General features: G+C 61.3%; 17 protein-coding genes. 11 read left to right on the top strand and 6 right to left on the bottom strand.

Annotated elements, in window-relative coordinates:
- Nucleotides 1–113 precede the first annotated feature (113 nt).
- On the top strand, nucleotides 114–395 hold the full coding sequence (locus BMY45_RS01555; protein WP_092393651.1) for an HU family DNA-binding protein: 282 nt from the start codon (nucleotides 114–116) through the stop codon (nucleotides 393–395).
- A 264-nt stretch (nucleotides 396–659) separates the two neighbouring features.
- Here the strand turns inward: BMY45_RS01555 and rlmF are convergent, their stop codons facing one another.
- The 5 genes from rlmF to BMY45_RS01530 form a co-directional block, all read right to left on the bottom strand.
- On the bottom strand, nucleotides 660–1,685 hold the full coding sequence (gene rlmF / locus BMY45_RS01550) for a 23S rRNA (adenine(1618)-N(6))-methyltransferase RlmF (RefSeq protein ID WP_092393648.1): 1,026 nt from the start codon (nucleotides 1,683–1,685) through the stop codon (nucleotides 660–662).
- 255 nt (nucleotides 1,686–1,940) lie between these two features.
- The gene (locus BMY45_RS01545; RefSeq protein ID WP_092393645.1) at nucleotides 1,941–4,787 is read right to left on the bottom strand and encodes a valine--tRNA ligase; all 2,847 of its coding nucleotides are present in this window, start codon (nucleotides 4,785–4,787) and stop codon (nucleotides 1,941–1,943) included.
- A gap of 258 nt (nucleotides 4,788–5,045) precedes the next feature.
- Nucleotides 5,046–5,411 (bottom strand): DNA polymerase III subunit chi, encoded by a 366-nt coding sequence (locus BMY45_RS01540; protein ID WP_092393642.1) that lies wholly within the window; start codon nucleotides 5,409–5,411, stop codon nucleotides 5,046–5,048.
- Nucleotides 5,412–5,418: 7 nt separating this feature from the next.
- Nucleotides 5,419–5,847 carry a DNA polymerase III subunit chi gene (locus BMY45_RS01535; protein WP_047228876.1) on the bottom strand — a complete coding sequence of 143 codons (429 nt, stop codon included), beginning with the start codon at nucleotides 5,845–5,847 and terminating at the stop codon, nucleotides 5,419–5,421.
- 60 nt (nucleotides 5,848–5,907) lie between these two features.
- Nucleotides 5,908–7,398 (bottom strand): leucyl aminopeptidase, encoded by a 1,491-nt coding sequence (locus BMY45_RS01530; protein ID WP_092393639.1) that lies wholly within the window; start codon nucleotides 7,396–7,398, stop codon nucleotides 5,908–5,910.
- A 314-nt stretch (nucleotides 7,399–7,712) separates the two neighbouring features.
- Here BMY45_RS01530 and lptF point away from each other — a divergent pair, with 314 nt between their 5' ends.
- The 8 genes from lptF to pdxJ all read left to right on the top strand — a co-directional run bounded on the left by lptF (nucleotide 7,713) and on the right by pdxJ (nucleotide 16,198).
- On the top strand, nucleotides 7,713–8,834 hold the full coding sequence (lptF, locus tag BMY45_RS01525; RefSeq protein ID WP_092393636.1) for an LPS export ABC transporter permease LptF: 1,122 nt from the start codon (nucleotides 7,713–7,715) through the stop codon (nucleotides 8,832–8,834).
- Nucleotides 8,827–9,888, top strand: a complete 1,062-nt coding sequence (gene lptG / locus BMY45_RS01520) for an LPS export ABC transporter permease LptG (RefSeq protein WP_092393633.1) — start codon at nucleotides 8,827–8,829, stop codon at nucleotides 9,886–9,888. Before lptF ends, lptG begins: the two co-directional genes overlap by 8 nt.
- 227 nt (nucleotides 9,889–10,115) lie before the next feature.
- A complete protein-coding gene (gene lepA, locus BMY45_RS01515; RefSeq protein ID WP_047228880.1) occupies nucleotides 10,116–11,915 on the top strand; it encodes a translation elongation factor 4 in 1,800 nt (599 codons plus the stop codon).
- Nucleotides 11,916–11,920: 5 nt separating this feature from the next.
- Entirely contained in the window at nucleotides 11,921–12,775 is an 855-nt protein-coding gene (lepB, locus tag BMY45_RS01510) for a signal peptidase I (protein ID WP_092393630.1), read from the top strand.
- 184 nt (nucleotides 12,776–12,959) lie between these two features.
- The gene (gene rnc / locus BMY45_RS01505) at nucleotides 12,960–13,649 is read left to right on the top strand and encodes a ribonuclease III (protein WP_047228882.1); all 690 of its coding nucleotides are present in this window, start codon (nucleotides 12,960–12,962) and stop codon (nucleotides 13,647–13,649) included.
- Nucleotides 13,642–14,544: a GTPase Era gene (gene era, locus BMY45_RS01500; RefSeq protein ID WP_047228883.1), complete on the top strand. Its 903-nt coding sequence runs from the start codon at nucleotides 13,642–13,644 to the stop codon at nucleotides 14,542–14,544. The genes rnc and era overlap by 8 nt, the downstream gene beginning before the upstream one ends.
- Before the next feature lie 171 nt (nucleotides 14,545–14,715).
- Nucleotides 14,716–15,405 carry a DNA repair protein RecO gene (gene recO, locus BMY45_RS01495; protein WP_092393627.1) on the top strand — a complete coding sequence of 230 codons (690 nt, stop codon included), beginning with the start codon at nucleotides 14,716–14,718 and terminating at the stop codon, nucleotides 15,403–15,405.
- Nucleotides 15,406–15,454: 49 nt separating this feature from the next.
- Nucleotides 15,455–16,198, top strand: a complete 744-nt coding sequence (pdxJ, locus tag BMY45_RS01490; RefSeq protein WP_092393624.1) for a pyridoxine 5'-phosphate synthase — start codon at nucleotides 15,455–15,457, stop codon at nucleotides 16,196–16,198.
- Nucleotides 16,199–16,381: 183 nt separating this feature from the next.
- On the opposite strand, the gene mltF is transcribed toward pdxJ, so the two are convergent.
- Nucleotides 16,382–17,842 (bottom strand): membrane-bound lytic murein transglycosylase MltF, encoded by a 1,461-nt coding sequence (mltF, locus tag BMY45_RS01485; protein ID WP_092393621.1) that lies wholly within the window; start codon nucleotides 17,840–17,842, stop codon nucleotides 16,382–16,384.
- Between the two features lie 287 nt (nucleotides 17,843–18,129).
- Here mltF and purL point away from each other — a divergent pair, with 287 nt between their 5' ends.
- Nucleotides 18,130–22,026, top strand: a complete 3,897-nt coding sequence (gene purL, locus BMY45_RS01480; RefSeq protein ID WP_092393618.1) for a phosphoribosylformylglycinamidine synthase — start codon at nucleotides 18,130–18,132, stop codon at nucleotides 22,024–22,026.
- A gap of 4 nt (nucleotides 22,027–22,030) precedes the next feature.
- Nucleotides 22,031–22,342 (top strand): YqfO family protein, encoded by a 312-nt coding sequence (locus BMY45_RS01475; protein WP_092393615.1) that lies wholly within the window; start codon nucleotides 22,031–22,033, stop codon nucleotides 22,340–22,342.
- The last annotated feature ends 203 nt before the right edge of the window (nucleotides 22,343–22,545 follow it).

Here is a 22,545-nt window from a genome sequence, read left to right as displayed (position 1 = left end):
TTACCCCGATCCGTCGTGGTGATTACCGAGGGTGTCTGATCCTCTGAGATCGGGCTCGATGGCTGACACTGCACTCTGCAATCCATATGAATTTGATAGGGAAGGAACACTACATGGCTCTTACTAAAGACCAACTGATCGCTGACATCGCTGAAGCTATCGACGCGCCAAAAACCACTGCGCGTAACGCTTTGGACCAACTGGGTCAGATCGTTGCCGATCAGCTGGAAAATGGCGGCGAAATCACCTTGCCAGGCATCGGCAAGCTGAAAGTCACCGAGCGTCCTGCCCGCACTGGCCGCAACCCTTCGACTGGCGCAGCCATCGAAATCGCTGCCAAGAAAGTTGTTAAGTTCGTGCCAGCCAAAGCGCTGAACGACGGCATCAACAAGTAAGATCGCGTTCAAAAGAAAACCGTGCGGCGGAGTGATCCGGGCACGGTTTTTTGTTGCCCTGAATAAAGTGGCCTGTGGCGAGGGGATAAGTCCCTCATGGTGCGGCTTTTGTGGCGAGGGAGCTTGCTCCCGCTGGGTTGCGCAGCGACCCTAAAAGCCGGCTGAACGTGGTCTGCCTGATTCACCGAAGTGTCAGACCTTGGGGCTGCTGCGCAGCCCAGCGGGAGCAAGCTCCCTCGCCATAGGAGTGAACGCTATACCGATTCAGTCCTTGCGGGCCCAGTGTGCCTCGCGCCAGGCCTGCTGCTGCGCTTGATCCTGGAAGGTCCAGGCGACGAAGCGGCTCTGCTTCTGCCCCTGGGACATTTCCACGACCTGGCTGTGCAGCGCCCCAGCCTTTTTCAAGGCAGTTTGAATAGCCGGCAGGTTCGACGCCTTTGACACCAACGTGCTGAACCACAGCACTTGGCTGGCCAATTGCGCGCTTTCACGGATCAACTGCGTCACAAACCGGGCTTCTCCGCCCTCGCACCAGAGCTCCGCGGCCTGACCGCCGAAGTTCAGCACCGGCAGCTTGCGCTTCGGGTCGGCCTTGCCCAGGGCGCGCCATTTGCGCTGGCTGCCCTTGGTGGCTTCCTCCAGGGAGGCGTGGAAGGGTGGGTTGCACATTGTCAGGTCGAACCGCTCGGTCTCTTCCAGCAAACCCAACAGGATCTGATTGCGGTTGGCTTGCTGGCGCAACTGGATGACTTTGTTCAATCCGTTGGACTGGACAATGGCTTTGGCCGAGGCAATGGCCGTCGGATCAATCTCCGAACCCAGAAAATGCCAGCGGTAATCACTGTAGCCGATCAGCGGGTACACGCAGTTGGCACCCGTGCCGATGTCCAGCACCTTCACTGCCGCACCCCGAGGGATCTCGCCATCGTTATGACTGGCGAGCAAATCGGCGAGGAAGTGCACATAGTCCGCGCGACCAGGTACCGGAGGACATAGGTAGTCGGCCGGAATGTCCCAATGGGCGATGCCGTAGAAGGACTTGAGCAGTGCCCGATTGAACACCCGCACCGCATCGGGGCTGGCGAAGTCGATGCTTTCCTTGCCGTACGGGTTGATGATCACGAACCTGGCCAGTTCCGGTGTACTCTTGATCAGTGCGGGGAAGTCGTAGCGGCCCTGGTGGCGGTTGCGTGGATGCAGGCTGGCCTTCTCCCGCGGCGCCACGGCTTTGGCCTCGGTGGCGGGTTTGGGCTTCTGGCGTGCAGGTCTGGGTGTGCGGGGGGCAGTCATGGGCGAGTCGATTCGGGGAGGGTTCAAAAAAGTGGTGGGTATTGTCCCACATCCGGCTCGATCTTGATGACTGCGCGGTTTAAATGTGGGAGCGGGCTTGCTCGCGAAAGCGGTGTGTCAGTTAACGAATAAGCTATCTGAAACACCGCTTTCGCGAGCAAGCCCGCTCCCACAAGAGATCTTCATTGTTTGGAAAAAAGTACCAGGCATAAAAAAGGAGGCCCATCCGGACCTCCTTTTTCATTGCAATCCCCGTTACAGGCTGGAGATCCGTGCATGTTGCTCGGCCAGCTTGCCCAAGGCCTGTTCAGCCTCGGCCAGTTTGGCGCGTTCCTTCTCGATGACTTCAGCCGGCGCCTTGTCCACGAAACCGGCGTTGGACAGTTTGCCGCCGACGCGCTGGACTTCGCCCTTCAAACGCAGGATTTCCTTGTCCAGGCGCGCCAGTTCGGCAGCCTTGTCGATCAGGCCGGCCATCGGCACCAGCACTTCCATCTCGCCGACCAGGGCGGTGGCGGACAGCGGCGCTTCTTCGCCAGCGGCCAGGACGGTCACCGATTCGAGCTTGGCCAGTTTCTTGAGCAGCGCTTCGTTCTCGTGGAGGCGGCGCAGGTCTTCGGTGCCGGCATTGTTCAGGAACAGGTTCAGCGGTTTGCCCGGGCCGATGTTCATTTCGGCGCGGATGTTACGCAGGCCCAGCATGAAGGTCTTGAGCCATTCGATGTCGTCTTCGGCAGCAGGGTCGATGCGGGTTTCGTTGGCCACCGGCCACGGTTGCAGCATGATTGTCTTGCCTTGGGCGCCTGCCAGCGGTGCGACGCGCTGCCAGATTTCCTCGGTGATGAACGGCATGAACGGATGCGCCAGGCGCAGTGCCACTTCCAGCACCCGCACCAGGGTACGGCGGGTGCCGCGCTGGCGTTCGACCGGGGCGTTTTCGTCCCACAGCACAGGTTTGGACAGTTCCAGGTACCAGTCGCAATACTGGTTCCAGATGAACTCATACAACGCTTGTGCCGCCAGGTCGAAACGGAACTGATCGAGCTGGCGGGTCACTTCGGCTTCGGTGCGTTGCAGCTGGGAAATGATCCAGCGATCAGCCAGCGTCAGCTCAAAGGCTTCGCCGTTCTGGCCGCAGTCTTCGCCCTTGTCCAGCACGTAGCGCGCGGCGTTCCAGATCTTGTTGCAGAAGTTGCGATAACCCTCGACGCGGCCCATGTCGAACTTGATGTCACGACCGGTGGACGCCAGCGAGCAGAAGGTGAAGCGCAGGGCGTCGGTGCCGTAGCTAGCGATGCCGTCGGCGAACTCTTCGCGGGTGGCCTTCTCGATCTTCTTCGCCAGTTTTGGCTGCATCAGGCCCGAAGTGCGTTTGTGCACCAGGGTTTCCAGATCGATACCGTCGATGATGTCCAGCGGGTCCAGGACGTTGCCCTTGGACTTGGACATCTTCTGGCCCTGGCCATCGCGCACCAGGCCGTGCACGTAGACGGTCTTGAACGGGACTTGTGGCGTGCCGTCTTCGTTCTTCACCAGGTGCATGGTCAGCATGATCATCCGGGCGACCCAGAAGAAAATGATGTCGAAGCCGGTGACCAGTACGTCGGTGGAGTGGAATTTCTTCAGGAACTCGGTCTGCTGCGGCCAGCCCAAGGTGGAGAAGGTCCACAGGCCCGAGCTGAACCAGGTATCGAGTACGTCGTTGTCCTGCTGCAAGGCAACGTCCGGGCCGAGGTTGTGCTTGGCGCGGACTTCGGCTTCATCGCGGCCGACATAGACCTTGCCCGACTCGTCGTACCAGGCCGGGATACGATGGCCCCACCACAGTTGGCGGCTGATGCACCAGTCCTGGATGTCACGCATCCACGAGAAGTACATGTTTTCGTATTGCTTGGGGACGAACTGGATGCGGCCATCTTCTACCGCAGCGATCGCAGGTTCGGCCAGTGGTTTGGTGGACACGTACCACTGATCGGTCAGCCACGGCTCGATGATGGTGCCGGAGCGGTCGCCTTTCGGCACTTTAAGGCCGTGATCATCGACGCTGACCAGCAGGCCGGCCGCGTCGAACGCCGCGACGATCTGCTTGCGCGCTTCGAAGCGGTCCAGGCCGGCGTATTCGGCCGGGATCTGGCCGTCGACAGTTTCGTTCAACGTGCCGTCGAGGTTGAACACCTGGGCCGCCGGCAACACGTTGGCGTTCTTGTCGAAGATGTTCAGCAGCGGCAGGTTGTGGCGCTTGCCGACTTCGTAGTCGTTGAAATCGTGGGCCGGGGTGATTTTTACGCAGCCGGTGCCGAATTCGGGGTCGCAGTAGTCATCACCGATGATCGGGATACGACGACCGACCAAGGGCAGTTCGACGAACTTGCCGATCAGGGCCTGATAGCGTTCATCGTTCGGGTTCACCGCCACGGCGGCATCGCCGAGCATGGTTTCCGGGCGCGTGGTGGCGACGATCAGGTAGTCCTTGCCTTCAGCGGTGGTTGCGCCGTCGGCCAGTGGGTATTTGAGGTTCCACAGGAAACCTTTCTCGTCGTGGTTTTCCACTTCGAGGTCGGAAATGGCGGTGTGCAGCTTGGTGTCCCAGTTGACCAGGCGCTTGCCGCGATAGATCAGGCCGTCTTCATGCAGGCGCACGAAGGCTTCTTTCACCGCTTCCGAGAGACCGTCGTCCATGGTGAAACGCTCGCGGCTCCAGTCCACGGACGAGCCCAGGCGGCGAATCTGGCGGCTGATGTTGCCACCGGACTCGTCTTTCCATTCCCAGACTTTCTCGAGGAATTTCTCGCGGCCCAGGTCATGGCGGTTCTGACCCTGGGCTTCGAGGCGACGTTCCACCAGCATCTGCGTGGCGATGCCCGCGTGGTCGGTGCCCGGCTGCCAAAGGGTGTTGCGGCCTTGCATACGGCGGAAACGGATCAGGGCATCCATGATCGCGTTGTTGAAACCGTGGCCCATGTGCAGGCTGCCGGTGACGTTCGGCGGCGGGATCATGATGGTGTAGGAATCGCCCGCGCCTTGCGGAGCGAAATAATTCTCGGACTCCCAGGTGTTGTACCAGGAAGTTTCAATGGCGTGCGGCTGGTAGGTCTTATCCATGCGCGGCGGGACCCTATTGGCATTTATTCAGGAAAAGCCGGGAAGTATAGCGGGGCGAAGGACGCAGGGCGAGCCAGTACGCAGTGAGCGCGTATTAACAGGCGCAACAAATCCTGTGGCGAGGGAGCTTGCTCCCGCTGGGGCGCGGAGCGGCCCCCAAAGTGTCAAGGAGTGAGATGGGGGCAGCTCGCCAGTGTTACGGCTGCTTCGCAGCCGAGCGGGAGCAAGCTCCCTCGCCACAAAAGCGGGGGAGTGCTTTTATTCGTACTGACTCAGCAACCGTTCCATCCGCGCATCCAGCCGGCGCTTGATCTCGGTCTCGATGTGCGGAGCGAAGTCGTCGATGACGTCTTGCATGATCAATTGCGCGGCGGCGCGCAGTTCGCTTTCCAGGTGCAGCAGGGCATCGGGGCCTTTGGCCTCGGTCTTGGGCGCTGGCTTGGGTTCGGGCTGGCCATTGATCGGCTCGAACAGCAGTGGAATCTGCTCGTCATGCTCGGGCTCGTGCTCCACCGTATCGGTCAACAGCGGTGGTTGCAGGTTGTCGTCGCCGAGCAGTTGGCGGATCGACTCGAGGTCGTCCAGCAGATGCGTGGGCTTTTGTGGCGGTTTTGGAGTGTCCATCGTGGGCTCAGAGTCGCTGTAAACGGTGGTCTTGCAGAGGATAGCCCTGTTCGCGGTAGAAACGGAAACTCTCCCGCGCGGCTTGCCGGATGCCCGGGTCTTCCACCACCACTTCCGCCACGCGGGCGAAGCGCTGGGCAAAAGGTGGCACTTTCAGGTCAAGGTTGACCAGCAAGTCCTGGTGCTGACCGCAGTCATCCCCCAGCCCGAGCACGATCAATCCTTCGGGTTCGTTTTCGGCCGGGCCATGGGGCACGAAGCTTTCGCCCTTGAAGGCCCACAGGCGTGCATCGAGGTCATCGCGCTGGGCGGCATCGCTGCAATGCAGGTAGATGCGGTGGCCCATGCGCCAGGCCTTTTCGGTGAGCTTGCAGGCGAAATCCAGCCGCGCCGACGGATCGGCGCTGGGCAGGATGTAGAAATCGACTTTGGTCATTGCAGTTCCTGAGCCGCCATTGGCGCCGCCCGAAGGCGACGTCAACGCCGGTCATCGGTGTCAGGCCTTGGCGCGGTCCAGCAGGTACTGGGTCAGCAGGGGAACCGGGCGGCCGGTGGCGCCCTTGTCCTTGCCGCCGCTGGTCCAGGCTGTGCCGGCGATGTCCAGGTGCGCCCAGTTCAGGTTCTTGGTGAAGCGCGACAGGAAGCACGCCGCCGTGATCGTCCCGGCTTTGGGGCCGCCGATGTTGGCGATGTCGGCGAATGGGCTGTCCAGTTGCTCCTGGTATTCGTCGAACAGTGGTAACTGCCAGGCGCGGTCGTCGGCTTGCTGGCCGGCGCTGAGCAGTTGGCCGATCAGTTCGTCGTTGTTGCCCAGCAGGCCCGAGGTGTGGGCGCCGAGGGCGACGACGCAGGCGCCGGTCAGGGTGGCGATGTCGATCACCGCTTGCGGCTTGAAGCGCTCGGAGTAGGTGAGGGCGTCACACAGCACCAGGCGGCCTTCGGCGTCGGTGTTGAGGATTTCCACGGTCTGGCCGCTCATGGTGGTGACGATGTCGCCCGGCCGTGAGGCGGTGCCGCTGGGCATGTTCTCGGCGCAGGCCAGGATGCACACCAGGTTGATCGGCAATTGCAGTTCGAGCACGGCGCGCAGGGTGCCGAACACGCTCGCGGCGCCGCCCATGTCGTACTTCATTTCATCCATGCCGGCGCCCGGCTTGAGGCTGATGCCGCCGGTGTCGAAGGTGATGCCCTTGCCGACCAGTGCGTACGGCTTCTCGGACTTCTTGCCACCGTTGTATTGCATGACGATCAGGCGTGGCGGCTGTGCGCTGCCCTGGCCGACGGAGTAGAACGAGCCCATGCCCAGGTCTTTGATTTTCTTCTCGTCGAAGACTTCGACTTTAAGGCCCTTGAATTCCTTGCCCAACGCCTTGGCCTGTTCACCCATGAATGTCGGGTGGCAGATGTTCGGTGGCAGGTTGCCCAGGTCGCGGGTGAAGGCCATGCCATTGGCAATCGCCGTGGCGTGGGTGACGGCGCGCTGGACTTCAGCCTGGGCGGCCTTGATGGTCAGCAGGGTGATTTTTTTCAGGGCGCGAGGTTCGGCTTTCTGGCTCTTGAACTGGTCGAACTGGTATTCGCCGTCCACCAGGGTTTCAGCCAGCAGGCGGTTTTTGCCGTAGCTGTCGCGACCCTTGACCACCAACTCGTCCAGCGCCAGGACGGCATCAGCGCCACCCAGAGCCTTGAGGGTGCCCAGCACGCCGGCGATGATTTTACGGAACGGACGGTCGCCCAGCTCGGCGTCCTTGCCCACGCCCACCAGCAGCACGCGCTCGGCCTTGAGATTGGGCAGGTTGTGCAGCAACAGGCTCTGGCCGACTTTGCCAGCCAGGTCGCCGCGCTTGAGCACGGCGCTGATGGAGCCGCCGCACAGGGCGTCGAGTTGGGTGGCGACGACGCCGAGCTTGCGGCCTTCACCGACGGCAACCACCAGCGTGGCGGTTTTCAACGTTTCTGGGCTGACGCTTTTTACAACCAGTTCCATGTGCGGATCCCTGAATGAATGGTCAAGATGCCAGGCGCCGACACAATGGCGCGCTGAGCGAGCTTCTTCTATATAAGAGAAGCGCCGGTGCGTGCCGGCGACAAAGGCCGCAGTTTGAACCCCGGCGCCGGGGCCTGACAACCCTCGGCAACGCTAACTTTGCGGCTTTAAGCACCGGTTTAAAGCGTGCGCAGTGACAGGCGCCCCCAATCACAGGATAATGCGGCTCTTTTTTCGGCGGTTCGCCTTGGTGGGCCGGCTCGATACGTTTGCTTGTTTGGCCGCCTTAGCCTGACAACCTTGGAGTGTCTGGTTTGATCGTCTTTCGTTATCTATCCCGCGAAGTCCTGCTGACCCTGAGCGCCGTGAGCGCCGTGCTGCTGGTCATCATCATGAGCGGGCGTTTCATCAAGTACCTCGCCCAGGCGGCTTCCGGCGCGCTGGATCCGGGCTCGCTGTTCCTGATCATGGGGTTCCGCCTGCCGGGCTTTTTGCAACTGATCCTGCCGCTGGGGTTGTTCCTGGGCATTCTGCTGGCCTATGGTCGCTTGTACCTGGACAGCGAAATGACCGTGCTGTCGGCCACCGGCATGAGCCAGCAACGCCTGTTTCGCATGACCCTCTTCCCGGCCACTCTGGTGGCGCTGGTGGTGGCCTGGCTGAGCCTTAGCCTGGCGCCCCAGGGAGCCAACCAGTTCCAGATGCTGATCAACCAGCAGGACGCCCTGACCGAGTTCGATACCCTGGTGCCCGGGCGCTTCCAGGCTCTGCGCGACGGGACTCGCGTCACCTATACCGAAGAACTCTCGGAAGACCGGGTCGACCTGGGCGGCGTCTTCATTACGCAAAAGAACGTGTCTTCCGACACCAAGAAAGACCGCGGTATTTCCGTGCTGGTGGCTGAGAAGGGGCGTCAGGAAATCAACCCCGACGGCAACCGCTACCTGATCCTGGAAAACGGCTATCGCTACGACGGCAAGCCGGGGCAAGCCGATTACCGGGCCATCAAGTACGACACCTATGGCGTGTTGCTGCCCAAGCCCGAGGTCAGCGACGAAGTCACCGACCGCGATGCCATGCCCACCGCAAGTTTGCTGGGCAACGACGACATCCGGGCGCGCACTGAATTGCAATGGCGCCTTTCGCTGCCGCTGCTGGTATTCATCGTGACCCTTATGGCGGTCCCGCTGGCGCGAGTCAATCCGCGCCAGGGTCGTTTCCTCAAGCTGCTACCGGCGATTCTTCTGTATATGGCTTACCTGACCATCCTGATTTCCGCCCGTAGCGCGCTGGAGAAAGGCAAGATCCCGCCCGCGCTGGGCCTTTGGTGGGTGCATTCGATCTTCCTGGCGATTGGCCTTGGGTTGCTTTACTGGGAGCCACTACGCCTGAAGCTGGCCAGTCGTCGCAGCGCGCTGGAGGTGGCCCGTGGTTAAACTCGATCGGTACATCGGCAGCAGTGTGTTCATGGCGATTCTCGCGGTGCTGGGGATCATTCTTGGCCTGGCGACCCTGTTCGCCTTCATCGATGAAATGGGTGACGTCAGCGACACCTATACCTTGATGGACGTGCTGAGCTACGTGCTGCTGACCGCCCCGCGGCGGCTCTACGACATGTTGCCGATGGCAGCGCTGATCGGTTGCCTGATCGGCCTGGGCAGCCTGGCGAGTAACAGCGAGCTGACCATCATGCGCGCCGCCGGTGTTTCCGTTGGTCGGATCGTCTGGGCTGTGATGAAACCGATGCTGGTACTGATGCTGGTGGGTTTGCTGGTCGGCGAATACGTTGCCCCGGCCACTGAAAACACCGCCCAGGCCAATCGTTCCCTGGCCCAGGGTGGCGGCGACGCACAAAGCGCCAAGCACGGCCTGTGGCACCGCCAGGGCGACGAGTTCATCCACATCAACTCGGTCCAGCCCAACGGTGTCCTGTACGGCGTGACCCGTTACCGCTTCGACGACCAGCGGCACATGCTGTCGTCGAGCTTCGCCAAGCGCGCCAGGTTTGTTGAAGATCACTGGCAGCTGAGTGATGTCACCACCACCTTGTTCCATGACAAACGCACCGAGGTGGTCGCCGCCCCGCAAGAGCGCTGGGACGTGGCGCTGAGCCCGCAGTTGCTGAGCACCGTGGTGATGGCGCCGGATTCCCTGTCGATTACCGGCTTGTGGGGGTATATCCACTATCTGGCGGATCAGGGCTTGAACAACGGCCGCTACTGGTTGGCTTTTTGGGTCAAGGTGTTGCAGCCGCTGGTCACCGCAGCCCTGGTGCTGATGGCCATTTCCTTCATCTTCGGCCCGCTGCGTTCGGTGACCCTTGGTCAGCGAGTGTTTACCGGCGTGCTGGTGGGCTTTACCTTCCGTATTGCCCAGGACTTGCTGGGGCCGTCCAGCCTGGTATTCGGTTTCTCGCCGCTGTTTGCGGTGCTGGTACCGGCCGGTGTCTGTGCGTTGGCCGGGTTCTGGCTGCTGCGCCGGGCGGGTTGACCTCAATTCTCGTGGCGAGCAGGCTTCTGTGGCGAGGGGATTTATCCCCGTTGGACTGCGCAGCAGTCCCCAGCATCCTCTCTGGCGCATCACCATGGCTGAGAGGTGGAGGGCTGCTTCGCAGCCCCGCGGGGATAAATCCCCTCGCCACAATGGCGTCTGTATCAGGTACAATTCCCGGCTATTTTTCGGCGGGCCATGCCTGCAGCCTTTTTGAGTGTTGATCCGTGAGTGATTTGAGTCATATCCGCAATTTCTCCATCATCGCCCACATTGACCATGGCAAGTCGACGCTGGCTGATCGCTTCATCCAGATGTGCGGCGGCCTGGCCGAGCGTGAAATGGAAGCCCAGGTCCTGGATTCCATGGATCTGGAGCGTGAGCGCGGGATCACCATCAAGGCCCACAGCGTTACGCTCTACTACAAGGCCCGCGACGGCATTACCTATCAGCTGAACTTCATCGATACCCCGGGCCACGTCGACTTCACCTATGAAGTCAGCCGGTCGCTGGCGGCCTGTGAAGGTGCATTGCTGGTGGTCGATGCCGGCCAGGGCGTCGAGGCACAGTCGGTTGCCAACTGCTACACGGCCATCGAGCAGGGTCTGGAAGTCATGCCGGTGCTGAACAAGATCGACCTGCCCCAGGCCGATCCGGACCGCGTGAAGGAAGAAATCGAGAAAATCATCGGCATCGATGCCACCGACGCGGTCACTTGCAGCGCCAAGACCGGCCTGGGCGTGGACGAAGTGCTCGAGCGCCTGGTGACCACCATTCCCGCGCCGACCGGCAACATCGAAGATCCGCTGCAAGCGTTGATCATCGATTCCTGGTTCGACAACTACTTGGGCGTTGTCTCCCTGGTTCGCGTGCGCCACGGCCGCGTCAAGAAGGGTGACAAGATCCTGGTCAAATCCACCGGCAAGATCCACCTGGTGGACAGCGTCGGTGTATTCAACCCGAAACACACCGCCACCGTCGACCTGAAGGCCGGTGAAGTGGGTTTCATCATCGCCGGCATCAAGGACATTCACGGTGCGCCGGTCGGTGACACCCTGACCTTGAGCTCCACCCCCGACGTCGATGTGCTGCCCGGCTTCAAGCGTATCCAGCCCCAGGTCTACGCCGGCCTGTTCCCGGTCAGCTCCGACGACTTCGAGGATTTCCGCGAAGCCCTGCAAAAGCTGACCCTGAACGACTCATCCCTGCAATACACGCCGGAAAGCTCCGATGCGCTGGGCTTCGGCTTCCGTTGCGGGTTCCTGGGCATGCTGCACATGGAGATCATCCAGGAGCGCCTGGAGCGCGAGTACGACCTGGACCTGATCACCACGGCGCCGACGGTGATTTTCGAGCTGCTGCTCAAGAACGGCGAAACCATCTACGTAGACAACCCGTCCAAGTTGCCGGACCTGTCGGCCATCGAGGATATGCGCGAGCCGATCGTGCGGGCCAACATCCTTGTGCCGCAGGAGCATCTGGGCAACGTCATTACCCTGTGCATCGAAAAGCGTGGCGTGCAGCACGACATGCTGTTCCTCGGTACCCAGGTCCAGGTGACCTACGACCTGCCGATGAACGAAGTGGTGCTGGACTTCTTCGATCGCCTGAAATCCACCAGTCGCGGCTATGCTTCGCTGGACTATCATTTCGATCGTTACCAATCGGCTAATCTGGTGAAGCTGGATGTGCTGATCAACGGTGAGAAAGTCGATGCCCTGGCATTGATCGTGCACCGTGACAACGCGCACTACAAAGGTCGTGCATTGACCGAGAAGATGAAGGAACTGATTCCGCGGCAGATGTTCGATGTGGCAATCCAGGCCGCCATTGGTGGGCAGATTGTGGCGCGTACAACCGTCAAGGCGCTCAGAAAGAACGTATTGGCCAAATGCTATGGCGGCGACGTCAGCCGTAAGCGCAAGCTGTTGGAAAAGCAGAAGGCCGGTAAAAAACGCATGAAGCAGGTCGGTAACGTGGAAATTCCACAGGAAGCCTTCCTTGCGGTGCTCAGGTTGGATAGTTAGGTCCTATGTCGCTAAATTTCCCGCTGTTGCTGGTTATCGCCGTGTTCGTCTGCGGCCTGTTGGCGTTGCTTGATCTGTTGTTCCTGGCGCCGCGGCGCCGGGCTGCCATCGCCTCCTATCAGGGCAGCGTCAGCCAGCCTGATGGGGTTGTGGTCGAAAAACTCAACAAGGAACCGCTGCTGGTCGAATACGGCAAGTCGTTCTTTCCGGTGTTGTTCATCGTACTGGTGCTGCGCTCGTTTCTGGTGGAACCGTTCCAGATCCCGTCCGGCTCGATGAAACCGACCCTGGATGTGGGCGATTTCATCCTGGTGAACAAGTTCTCCTACGGGATCCGCTTGCCGGTGATCGACAAGAAGGTCATCGAAATCGGTGACCCGCAACGCGGCGATGTCATGGTGTTCCGCTTTCCAAGCGATCCGAGCGTCAACTACATCAAGCGTGTGGTCGGCTTGCCGGGAGACAAGATTCGCTACAGCGCCGACAAGCGCCTGTTCGTCAACGGCGAGCCGGTGGCCGAGCAATTGATCGGCTCCGAGCCGGGCACGCTGGGCAGCGCTGAGCTCTACCAGGAAAAACTCGGCGAGGCCGAACACCTGATCCGCAAGGAAATGAGCCGCTACCGCGCCGCGCCGGACCGTTCGTGGACGGTGCCGGCCGGGCACTATTTCATGATGGGCGACAACCGCGACAACTCCAACGACAGCCGGTACTGGGATGATCCGAGCATTCCCAAGGACATGCTGGGCATGGTCCCCGACCGTAATATCGTCGGCAAGGCCTTTGCGGTCTGGATGAGCTGGCCGGAACCCAAACTCAGTCACCTGCCGAATTTCTCGCGGGTTGGCCTGATCAAGTAATCACACACGGCGCTGTTGAACACAGCGCCGAATGCATTTCTGGAGCCTGTACAAGGTTGCCCGAAGGCATGAAGCCAACGATAGTCAGGACGTCATTTTTGAACACAGCGTTAATTGTCCCAAGCCAACGGCGCTTCGCGGCCGTGGTGGTGGAATCCAGCCACGAACTCAGCGTGGGTAAACCGTGAGCGTTTCTCTAAGCCGTCTCGAGCGTCAGCTCGGCTACACTTTCAAGGATCAGGAGCTGATGCTTCTGGCGCTCACTCACCGCAGTTTTGCCGGGCGCAACAACGAACGCCTGGAATTCCTGGGTGATGCCATCCTCAACTTCGTGGCGGGCGAGGCGTTGTTCGAACGCTTCCCGCTGGCTCGGGAAGGCCAGTTGTCGCGTTTGCGCGCGCGCCTGGTCAAAGGTGAGACCCTGGCCGTGCTGGCCCGCGGTTTCGACCTGGGTGAGTACCTGCGCCTGGGCTCCGGTGAATTGAAGAGCGGCGGTTTCCGTCGTGAGTCGATTCTGGCCGATGCCCTGGAAGCGCTGATCGGCGCTATCTACCTGGACGCCGGCATGGAAATGGCGCGCGAGCGCGTGCTGGCCTGGCTGACCTCCGAGATCGACAGCCTGACGCTGGTGGACACCAACAAGGACCCGAAAACCCGTTTGCAGGAATTCCTGCAGTCGCGCAGTTGCGAGTTGCCGCGTTACGAAGTGGTGGATATCCAGGGCGAGCCGCATTGCCGAACCTTCTTCGTCGAATGCGAAGTGGTCTTATTGAATGAAAAAAGCCGGGGTCAGGGTGTGAGTCGTCGTATTGCCGAACAGGTAGCGGCCGCCGCAGCACTGATTGCCCTGGGCGTGGAGAATGGCAATGACTGATACAACCGTCACCCGCTGCGGCTATGTCGCCATTGTCGGTCGGCCGAACGTGGGCAAGTCCACGCTGCTCAATCACATCCTGGGCCAGAAGCTGGCGATCACTTCGCGCAAGCCCCAGACCACCCGCCACAACATGCTGGGTATCAAGACCGAAGGCGCCGTCCAGGCGATCTACGTCGATACTCCCGGCATGCACAAGGGCGGCGAAAAAGCGCTGAACCGCTACATGAACAAGACCGCTTCGGCGGCGTTGAAAGACGTCGACGTGGTGATCTTCGTGGTCGATCGCACCAAGTGGACCGAAGAAGACCAGATGGTTCTCGAACGTGTCCAGTACGTGACCGGTCCGCTGATCGTGGCACTGAACAAGACCGACCGCATCGAAGACAAGGCTGAGCTGATGCCGCACCTGAGCTGGTTGCAGGAGCAACTGCCCAACGCTCAGATCATGCCCATCTCCGCCCAGCACGGTCACAATCTCGATGCGCTGGAGCGGGTGATCGCCGAGCACCTGCCGGAAAACGATCACTTCTTCCCCGAAGACCAGATCACCGACCGCAGCAGCCGCTTCCTGGCCGCCGAACTGGTGCGTGAGAAAATCATGCGCCAACTGGGCGCTGAGCTGCCGTACCAGATCACCGTGGAAATCGAAGAGTTCAAGCAACAGGGCAAGACCCTGCACATCCATGCACTGATCCTCGTCGAACGCGACGGCCAGAAAAAAATCATCATTGGCGACAAGGGCGAGCGTATCAAGCGCATCGGCACCGAGGCGCGCAAAGACATGGAGCTGCTGTTCGACTCCAAGATCATGCTCAACCTGTGGGTCAAGGTGAAGGGCGGTTGGTCCGACGATGAGCGGGCGCTGCGGTCGTTGGGTTACGGCGACCTGTAACCCTTTACTTGAGTGCATGAACTCCATTGTGGGAGCGAGCCTGCTCGCGATAGCGGTCTGCCAGTCAACATCTCTGTTGAATATCAGTCCCTCATCGCGAGCAGGCTCGCTCCCACAGTGGTTTGTGGTCGTCAGTAAAACTGCGTTTACTCATTGAGAATTGCGATTTCCATGTCCCCCGCCCAACCCACCGCCCAACCCGCCTACGTCCTGCACTCGCGTGCCTACCGCGAAAGCAGCGCCCTGGTGGACTTCCTCACGCCCCAGGGGCGGTTGCGGGCGGTGTTGCGTGGGGCCCGGGGCAAGGCCGGGACGCTGGCCCGGCCGTTCGTGCCGCTGGAGGTCGAATTCCGGGGGCGGGGCGAGCTCAAGAACGTCGGGCGCATGGAAAGCAACGGTGTGGCGGCCTGGCTTAATGGCGAGGCGTTGTTCAGCGGCCTGTATCTCAATGAGCTGCTGATCCGCTTGCTGCCCGCCGAAGACCCCCATCCCGCAGTGTTCGATCACTATGCCGCCACGCTATTGGCCCTGGCCGAAGGTCGTCCTCTGGAACCGCTGTTGCGTTCCTTCGAATGGCGGCTACTGGACGATCTGGGCTACGGCTTCGCCCTGAACACCGACCTGCATGGCGAGCCCATCGCTGCGGATGGTCTGTATCGCCTGCAGGTGGATGCAGGTCTGGAACAGGTCTACCTGCTGCAACCCGGGTTATTCAATGGCACCGAACTTCTGGCCATGGCCGAGGCCGACTGGAGCGCGCCGGGCGCGCTCTCGGCGGCCAAGCGTCTGATGCGCCAGGCTTTGGCGGTTCATTTGGGCGGTCGGCCGCTGGTCAGTCGCGAGCTGTTTCGCAAGCCTTGATCAACCCGTATGCTGTGGGCCGACTATTTGTCCATTCAGGAGTCTTTTCGTGAGCACCAGCAATCGCATTCTTCTCGGCGTGAACATCGACCATGTTGCCACCCTGCGCCAGGCCCGCGGTACGCGCTACCCGGATCCGGTCAAGGCCGCACTGGACGCCGAAGAGGCGGGCGCCGATGGCATCACCGTGCATTTGCGTGAAGACCGTCGCCACATCCAGGAGCGCGACGTACTGCTGCTCAAGGATGTGCTGCAAACCCGCATGAACTTCGAAATGGGCGTGACCGAAGAAATGATGGCGTTCGCTGAGCACATTCGCCCGGCGCACATTTGCCTGGTGCCCGAGACGCGTCAGGAATTGACCACCGAAGGCGGTTTGGACGTGGCGGGGCAGGAAGCGCGGATCAGCCTGGCGGTGGAGCGGCTGTCGAAGATCGGTGCTGAAGTGTCACTGTTCATTGACGCCGACGAACGGCAGATCGAGGCCTCCAAACGTGTTGGCGCGCCGGCCATCGAATTGCACACCGGCCGTTATGCCGATGCGCAAACGCCCACGGACGTGGCCGATGAGTTGCAGCGAGTGGCCGATGGCGTCGCCTTCGGCCTGGCCCAGGGCCTGATCGTCAACGCCGGCCATGGCTTGCATTACCACAACGTCGAAGCCGTCGCGGCGATCAAGGGCATCAACGAACTGAACATCGGCCATGCACTGGTGGCCCATGCGCTGTTTGTCGGGTTCAAGTCGGCGGTTGCTGAAATGAAAGCGCTGATCCTGGCCGCCACCAAACCCTGAGCCGCTACAAATTCCAATGGTGGCAAGGAGATTCAGCGAAACTGGACCTTGTAGGAGCTGGCGAAGCCTGCGATCTTTTGATCTTGTTCTTTCGTTCTAGACCCGATTGACCATCGAAAGATCGCAGCCTCGTTCCACTCGGCAGCTCCTACAGGGGTGAGCAGTGCGGGATTGTTTCTGGCGTCAGAGCGGCGGGGTTTCCGGATTCGGTTTGCTCTTGTCGACACCCGGCACGTGCAGGTTGCCCTCGGCCACTTGGTCGCCTTCGAGCTGTGGCTGTGTGACCCAGGTCAGGATGTCGTAGTAGCGACGGATGTTTGCTACGAAATGCACCGGTTCACCGCCCCGGGCGTAGCCGTAGCGGGTTTTGCTGTACCACTTCTTCTGGGAAAGGCGCGGCAGGATCTTCTTCACATCCAGCCACTTGTTCGGATTCAACCCTTCCTTGGCCGCCAGTTTGCGAGCGTCATCCAGGTGACCGCCACCCACGTTATAGGCGGCGAGGGCGAACCAGGTGCGGTCCGGCTCCTCGATGCTCTCGTCCAGTTGTTCCTTTATATACGCCAGGTACTTGGCGCCACCCATGATGCTCTGCTTGGGGTCCAGGCGATTGGATACACCCATGGCCTGAGCGGTGTTCTGGGTCAGCATCATCAGGCCGCGCACACCGGTCTTGGACGTGACCGTCGGCTGCCACAGTGATTCCTGGTAACCGATGGCCGCCAACAGGCGCCAGTCGACTTTTTCAGCCTTGGCGTAACTCTTGAAATGCTTCTCGTACTTGGGCAGACGCTGCTGCAAATGCTGGGCGAAGGTGTAGGCGCCGACATAACCCAGAACATCAACGTGCCCGTAGTAGCGGTCCTTCAGGCGTTGCAGGGTGCCATTCTTCTGCACTTTGTCCAGGTAGGCGTTGATTTCGTTGAGCAGGCTGTTGTCTTCGCCGGGGGCCACGGCCCAGCTCTGGTCGCTGGCATCGCCCAGGTCGAAAGCGACCCGCACGTTGGGGAAGTACACCTGGTTCATTGCCACTTCGTTGGAGTCCACCAGCGTCAGGTCGATCTGGCCTTCATCCACCATGCGCAGCAGGTCGACGACTTCTACCGCGTCGGATTCTTCGTATTCGATGCCGGGGTATTTCTGTTTCAACTGCGCCAATTGTTCGGCGTGGGTGCTGCCCTTGAGCACCATGATCTTCTTGCCCGCCAGGGCAGCCGGGTCGGTGGGGCGCGACTGGCCGTTGCGGTAGATGATTTGTGGGGTGACTTCGAGGTAAGAGTGGGAAAACCGCACCTGGCTCTTGCGTTTTTCGCTGCTGACCAGGCCGGCGGCGGCCAATACCGGGCCGTTGGGCTTGCCCAACTGGGTGAAAAGGTCATCGAGGTTGTCGGCGGTCTCGATTTTCAGCTCCACCCCCAAATCGTCGGCGAAACGCTTCACCAGCTCGTATTCGAAGCCGGTTTCACCGTTGCGATCCTGGAAGTAGGTGGCAGGGCTGTTTCGGGTAACCACCCGCAGCACGCCATCCTCCTTCACGCGCTCCAGTGTGTTGGGTTTCTCAACACAACCACTGAGCACCAGGAAGAGTCCGGTTGCGATCAGCCACTTGGCGTATCGCGGACGCAAAGCCGTTGGGGAAAACATCTGCGCAGTATACGCAAACGGCCCCGACCGCCATATCTCGACAGCAGAAGGCCAGTCTGCTAGCGGTTGCAAAACATGTCCGCAATACAAGCGGGCCGGGGTGTAGCGTGTTTTGCCTCGATGAAAAATATCTCGGTACGACCGTGCAAACGGGGGCCGGGAGAGCTGTTCCAGTAAAGACCGACATTCGGCCAGCATCGTACGTGCCGTTTCGGGTGCCGTCGCCAGCGGTTTAGGCTAGAATGCACGGCCTCAAAGCACACCCCCTTCCCGAGGCTGTCCCGAAGATGTTGATCCTGCGCGGCGCTCCTGCCCTTTCTGCCTTTCGCCACAGCAAACTCCTTGAGCAACTGAGCCAGAAGGTCCCGGCTGTCAGTGGCTTGTATGCTGAATTCGCTCACTTCGCCGAAGTCACCGGCGGTTTGACCGGCGACGAACAGCAGGTGCTCGCGCGCCTTCTGAAGTACGGTCCCAGTGTTCCCGTCCAGGAGCCGACCGGTCGTCTGTTTCTGGTGCTGCCACGGTTCGGCACCATTTCGCCATGGTCGAGCAAGGCCAGCGACATCGCCCGCAACTGCGGCCTGGCGAAAATCCAGCGCCTGGAGCGCGGCATTGCCTTTTATGTTGCCGGTGAGTTCAGCGAGGCCGAGGCCCAACTGATCGGCGAGGGCCTGCATGACCGCATGACCCAGATCGTCCTGGGCAACCTGGAGCAGGCCGCGGGCCTGTTCAGCCATGCCGAGCCCAAACCGCTGACCGCCATCGATGTGCTGGGCGGCGGCCGTGCCGCACTGGAAAAAGCCAACGCCGAACTGGGTCTGGCCCTGGCCGAAGACGAGATCGACTACCTGGTCAACGCCTTCCAAGGCATGAAGCGCAACCCCCACGACATCGAACTGATGATGTTCGCCCAGGCCAACTCCGAGCACTGCCGGCACAAGATCTTCAACGCCAGTTGGGACATTGACGGCCAGAGCCAGGAAAAAAGCCTGTTCGGCATGATCAAGAACACCTATCAGATGCACAACGAAGGTGTGCTGTCGGCCTACAAGGACAACGCCGCGGTGATCGTCGGCAACGTCGCCGGGCGCTTCTACCCGAACCCTGAGACCCGCCAGTATGGTGCGGTCCAGGAGCCGGTGCACATCCTGATGAAGGTCGAGACCCACAACCACCCGACCGCCATTGCCCCGTTCCCGGGCGCGTCCACCGGTTCCGGTGGCGAGATTCGCGACGAAGGCGCCACCGGTCGCGGCGCCAAGCCCAAAGCCGGCCTGACCGGTTTCACCGTGTCGAACCTGCAGATCCCGGGCTTCGAACAGCCGTGGGAAAAGCCGTATGGCAAGCCCGAGCGCATCGTCAACGCCCTGGATATCATGATCGAAGGTCCTCTTGGGGGCGCAGCGTTCAACAACGAATTCGGCCGTCCGGCCCTGACCGGTTACTTCCGTACCTTCGAGCAATCCATCACCACCCCTCGCGGTGAAGAAGTGCGCGGCTACCACAAGCCGATCATGCTTGCCGGCGGCATGGGCAACATCCGCGCCGAACACGTGCAGAAAGGCGAAATCCTGGTTGGTTCCAAGCTGATCGTCCTCGGCGGCCCAGCCATGCTGATCGGTCTGGGTGGCGGCGCGGCTTCCTCCATGGCCACCGGCACCAGTTCGGCGGACCTGGACTTCGCCTCGGTCCAGCGGGAAAACCCGGAAATGGAACGCCGTTGCCAGGAAGTCATCGACCGTTGCTGGCAGTTGGGTGAACACAACCCCATCAGCTTCATCCATGACGTCGGCGCGGGCGGCCTGTCCAACGCTTTCCCGGAACTGGTCAACGACGGTGGCCGTGGTGGCCGCTTCGAACTGCGCAACATTCCGAACGACGAGCCGGGCATGGCCCCGCACGAAATCTGGAGCAACGAATCCCAGGAGCGTTACGTCCTGGCGGTCGGCCCGGCCGACTTCGAGCGTTTCCAGGCCATTTGCGAACGCGAGCGCTGCCCGTTCGCCGTGGTCGGCGAAGCCACCGCCGAGCCGCAACTGACCGTTACCGACAGTCACTTCGGCAACAGCCCGGTGGACATGCCACTGGAAGTGCTGCTGGGCAAGGCCCCGCGCATGCACCGTTCGGCGGTTCGTGAAGCCGAGCTGGGCGATGACTTCGATCCGTCCACCCTGGACATCGCCGACTCCATCGCGCGCGTCCTGCATCACCCGGCCGTGGCGAGCAAAAGCTTCCTGATCACCATCGGCGACCGCACCATCACCGGCCTCGTGGCCCGTGATCAGATGGTCGGCCCGTGGCAGGTGCCGGTGGCTGACGTGGCCGTGACCGCCACCAGCTTCGACGTCTACACCGGCGAAGCCATGGCCATGGGTGAGCGCACGCCGCTGGCGCTGCTGGACGCTCCGGCGTCGGGCCGCATGGCGATTGGCGAGACCCTGACCAACATCGCGGCCTCGCGCATCGGCAAGATCTCCGACATCAAGCTGTCGGCCAACTGGATGTCCGCCGCCGGTCACCCGGGTGAAGACGCCCGCCTGTACGACACCGTCAAGGCCGTCGGCATGGAGCTGTGCCCGGAGCTGGGCATCACCATTCCGGTGGGCAAGGACTCCATGTCCATGGCCACGCGCTGGAACGACGAAGGCGTGGACAAGAGCGTGACCTCGCCGCTGTCGCTGATCGTGACCGGTTTTGCTCCAGTTACCGACATCCGCCAGACCCTGACCCCGCAACTGCGCATGGACAAGGGCACCACCGATCTGATCCTGATCGACCTGGGCCGTGGCCAGAACCGCATGGGCGCCTCGATCCTCGCCCAGGTGCATGGCAAGCTCGGCTCGCAAGCGCCAGACGTCGATGATGCCGAGGACCTGAAAGCGTTCTTCGCCGTGATCCAGGGCCTCAACGCTGACGGTCACCTGCTGGCCTACCATGACCGTTCCGACGGCGGTTTGCTGACCACCGTGGTGGAAATGGCTTTCGCCGGCCATTGCGGCCTGAGCCTGACCCTCGACAGCGTTGCCGAGTCCACGGCTGAAATCCCGGCCATCCTGTTCAACGAAGAACTGGGTGCGGTGATCCAGGTTCGCCAGGATGCCACCCCGGACATCCTCGCCCAGTTCAGCGCAGCCGGCCTGGCCGACTGCGTCTCGGTGATCGGCCAGCCGATCAACAATGCCCACATCAACATCACCTTCAACGGTGACACGGTCTTTGAGGGCCAGCGTCGCCTGTTGCAGCGCCAGTGGGCGGAAACCAGCTACCAGATCCAGCGCCTGCGCGACAACGCCGACTGCGCCGAGCAGGAATTCGACGCACTGCTGGAAGAAGATAACCCGGGCCTGAGCGCCAAGCTCAGCTACGACGTCAACCACGACGTGGCCGCGCCTTACATCAAAAAAGGCATTCGCCCACAAGTGGCGGTACTGCGTGAGCAGGGCGTCAACGGCCAGGTGGAAATGGCGGCGGCGTTCGACCGTGCCGGCTTCAACGCAATCGACGTGCACATGAGCGACATCCTGGCCGGCCGTGTCGACCTGAACGACTTCAAGGGCATGGTCGCCTGTGGCGGTTTCTCCTACGGCGACGTGCTGGGGGCCGGTGAAGGCTGGGCCAAGTCGGCACTGTTCAACAGCCGCGCCCGCGACGCGTTCCAGGGCTTCTTCGAACGCACCGACAGTTTCACCCTCGGCGTGTGCAACGGTTGCCAGATGATGTCCAACCTGCATGAACTGATCCCGGGCAGCGAGTTCTGGCCGCACTTCGTGCGTAACCGTTCCGAGCAGTTCGAAGCGCGCGTGGCGATGGTCCAGGTGCAGGAGTCGAACTCGATTTTCCTGCAGGGCATGGCCGGTTCGCGCATGCCGATCGCCATCGCCCACGGCGAAGGCCATGCCGAATTCGAAAGCGAAGAAGCATTGCTCGAAGCCGATCTGTCCGGTTGCGTGTCGCTGCGGTTCGTCGACAACCACGGCAAGGTCACCGAAACCTACCCGGCCAACCCGAACGGCTCGCCGCGCGGGATCACCGGCCTGACCAGCCGCGACGGCCGCGTCACGATCATGATGCCGCACCCGGAACGCGTATTCCGCGCGGTGCAGAACTCGTGGCGTTCGGACGACTGGAACGAAGACGCGCCATGGATGCGCATGTTCCGCAACGCACGCGTCTGGGTGAACTAAGGCCGTGTACAAGCTCTGTTTCTTCGTCCCGGCCAGCCATGTGGACGAGGTCAAAAACGCCGTATTCGCCGCTGGTGGCGGACGAATCGGCGCCTATGACCACTGTGCCTGGCAAGTGCTGGGCCTGGGCCAGTTTCGCCCCTTGGACGGCAGCCAGCCGTTCATTGGCGAGGCGGGGCAGGTCGAGCAGGTCGAGGAATGGAAAGTGGAGCTTGTTGTTGCCGATGAGTTGATTCGTGGAGTGGTGGACGCGCTGAAACAGAGCCATCCCTACGAAACGCCGGCGTATGAAGTGTGGCGGTTGGAGGATTTTTGATCCTCTTGCCGCTGAAATGAAAAACCCGCTGATTGAATCAGCGGGTTTTTTATTGGGCGGGGATAAAGCCTATTCCCTATATATACAAAACTCCTGTGGCGAGGGGATTTATCCCCGCTGGGCTGCGCAGCAGCCCCCAAGCAGACAGACTCAATTTATCTGACACACCGAAGCGCCGGGTTTTAGGGCTGCTGCGCAGCCCA

The sequence above is a fragment of the Pseudomonas sp. NFACC39-1 genome, from assembly GCF_900110355.1.
In the GTDB taxonomy this organism is placed as follows: domain Bacteria; phylum Pseudomonadota; class Gammaproteobacteria; order Pseudomonadales; family Pseudomonadaceae; genus Aquipseudomonas; species Aquipseudomonas tehranensis.
This window is presented reverse-complemented; position numbering and strand designations above follow the sequence as displayed.

Coding starts and splice junctions, on each gene's coding strand:
- BMY45_RS01530 (WP_092393639.1), bottom strand. CDS start 7,398: ATGGAACTGGTTGTAAAAAGCGTCAGCCCAGAAACGTTGAAAACCGCC.
- BMY45_RS01545 (WP_092393645.1), bottom strand. CDS start 4,787: ATGGATAAGACCTACCAGCCGCACGCCATTGAAACTTCCTGGTACAAC.
- lepB (WP_092393630.1), top strand. CDS start 11,921: ATGTCGCTAAATTTCCCGCTGTTGCTGGTTATCGCCGTGTTCGTCTGC.
- BMY45_RS01555 (WP_092393651.1), top strand. CDS start 114: ATGGCTCTTACTAAAGACCAACTGATCGCTGACATCGCTGAAGCTATC.
- rlmF (WP_092393648.1), bottom strand. CDS start 1,685: ATGACTGCCCCCCGCACACCCAGACCTGCACGCCAGAAGCCCAAACCC.
- era (WP_047228883.1), top strand. CDS start 13,642: ATGACTGATACAACCGTCACCCGCTGCGGCTATGTCGCCATTGTCGGT.
- BMY45_RS01535 (WP_047228876.1), bottom strand. CDS start 5,847: ATGACCAAAGTCGATTTCTACATCCTGCCCAGCGCCGATCCGTCGGCG.
- BMY45_RS01540 (WP_092393642.1), bottom strand. CDS start 5,411: ATGGACACTCCAAAACCGCCACAAAAGCCCACGCATCTGCTGGACGAC.
- purL (WP_092393618.1), top strand. CDS start 18,130: ATGTTGATCCTGCGCGGCGCTCCTGCCCTTTCTGCCTTTCGCCACAGC.
- recO (WP_092393627.1), top strand. CDS start 14,716: ATGTCCCCCGCCCAACCCACCGCCCAACCCGCCTACGTCCTGCACTCG.
- mltF (WP_092393621.1), bottom strand. CDS start 17,842: ATGTTTTCCCCAACGGCTTTGCGTCCGCGATACGCCAAGTGGCTGATC.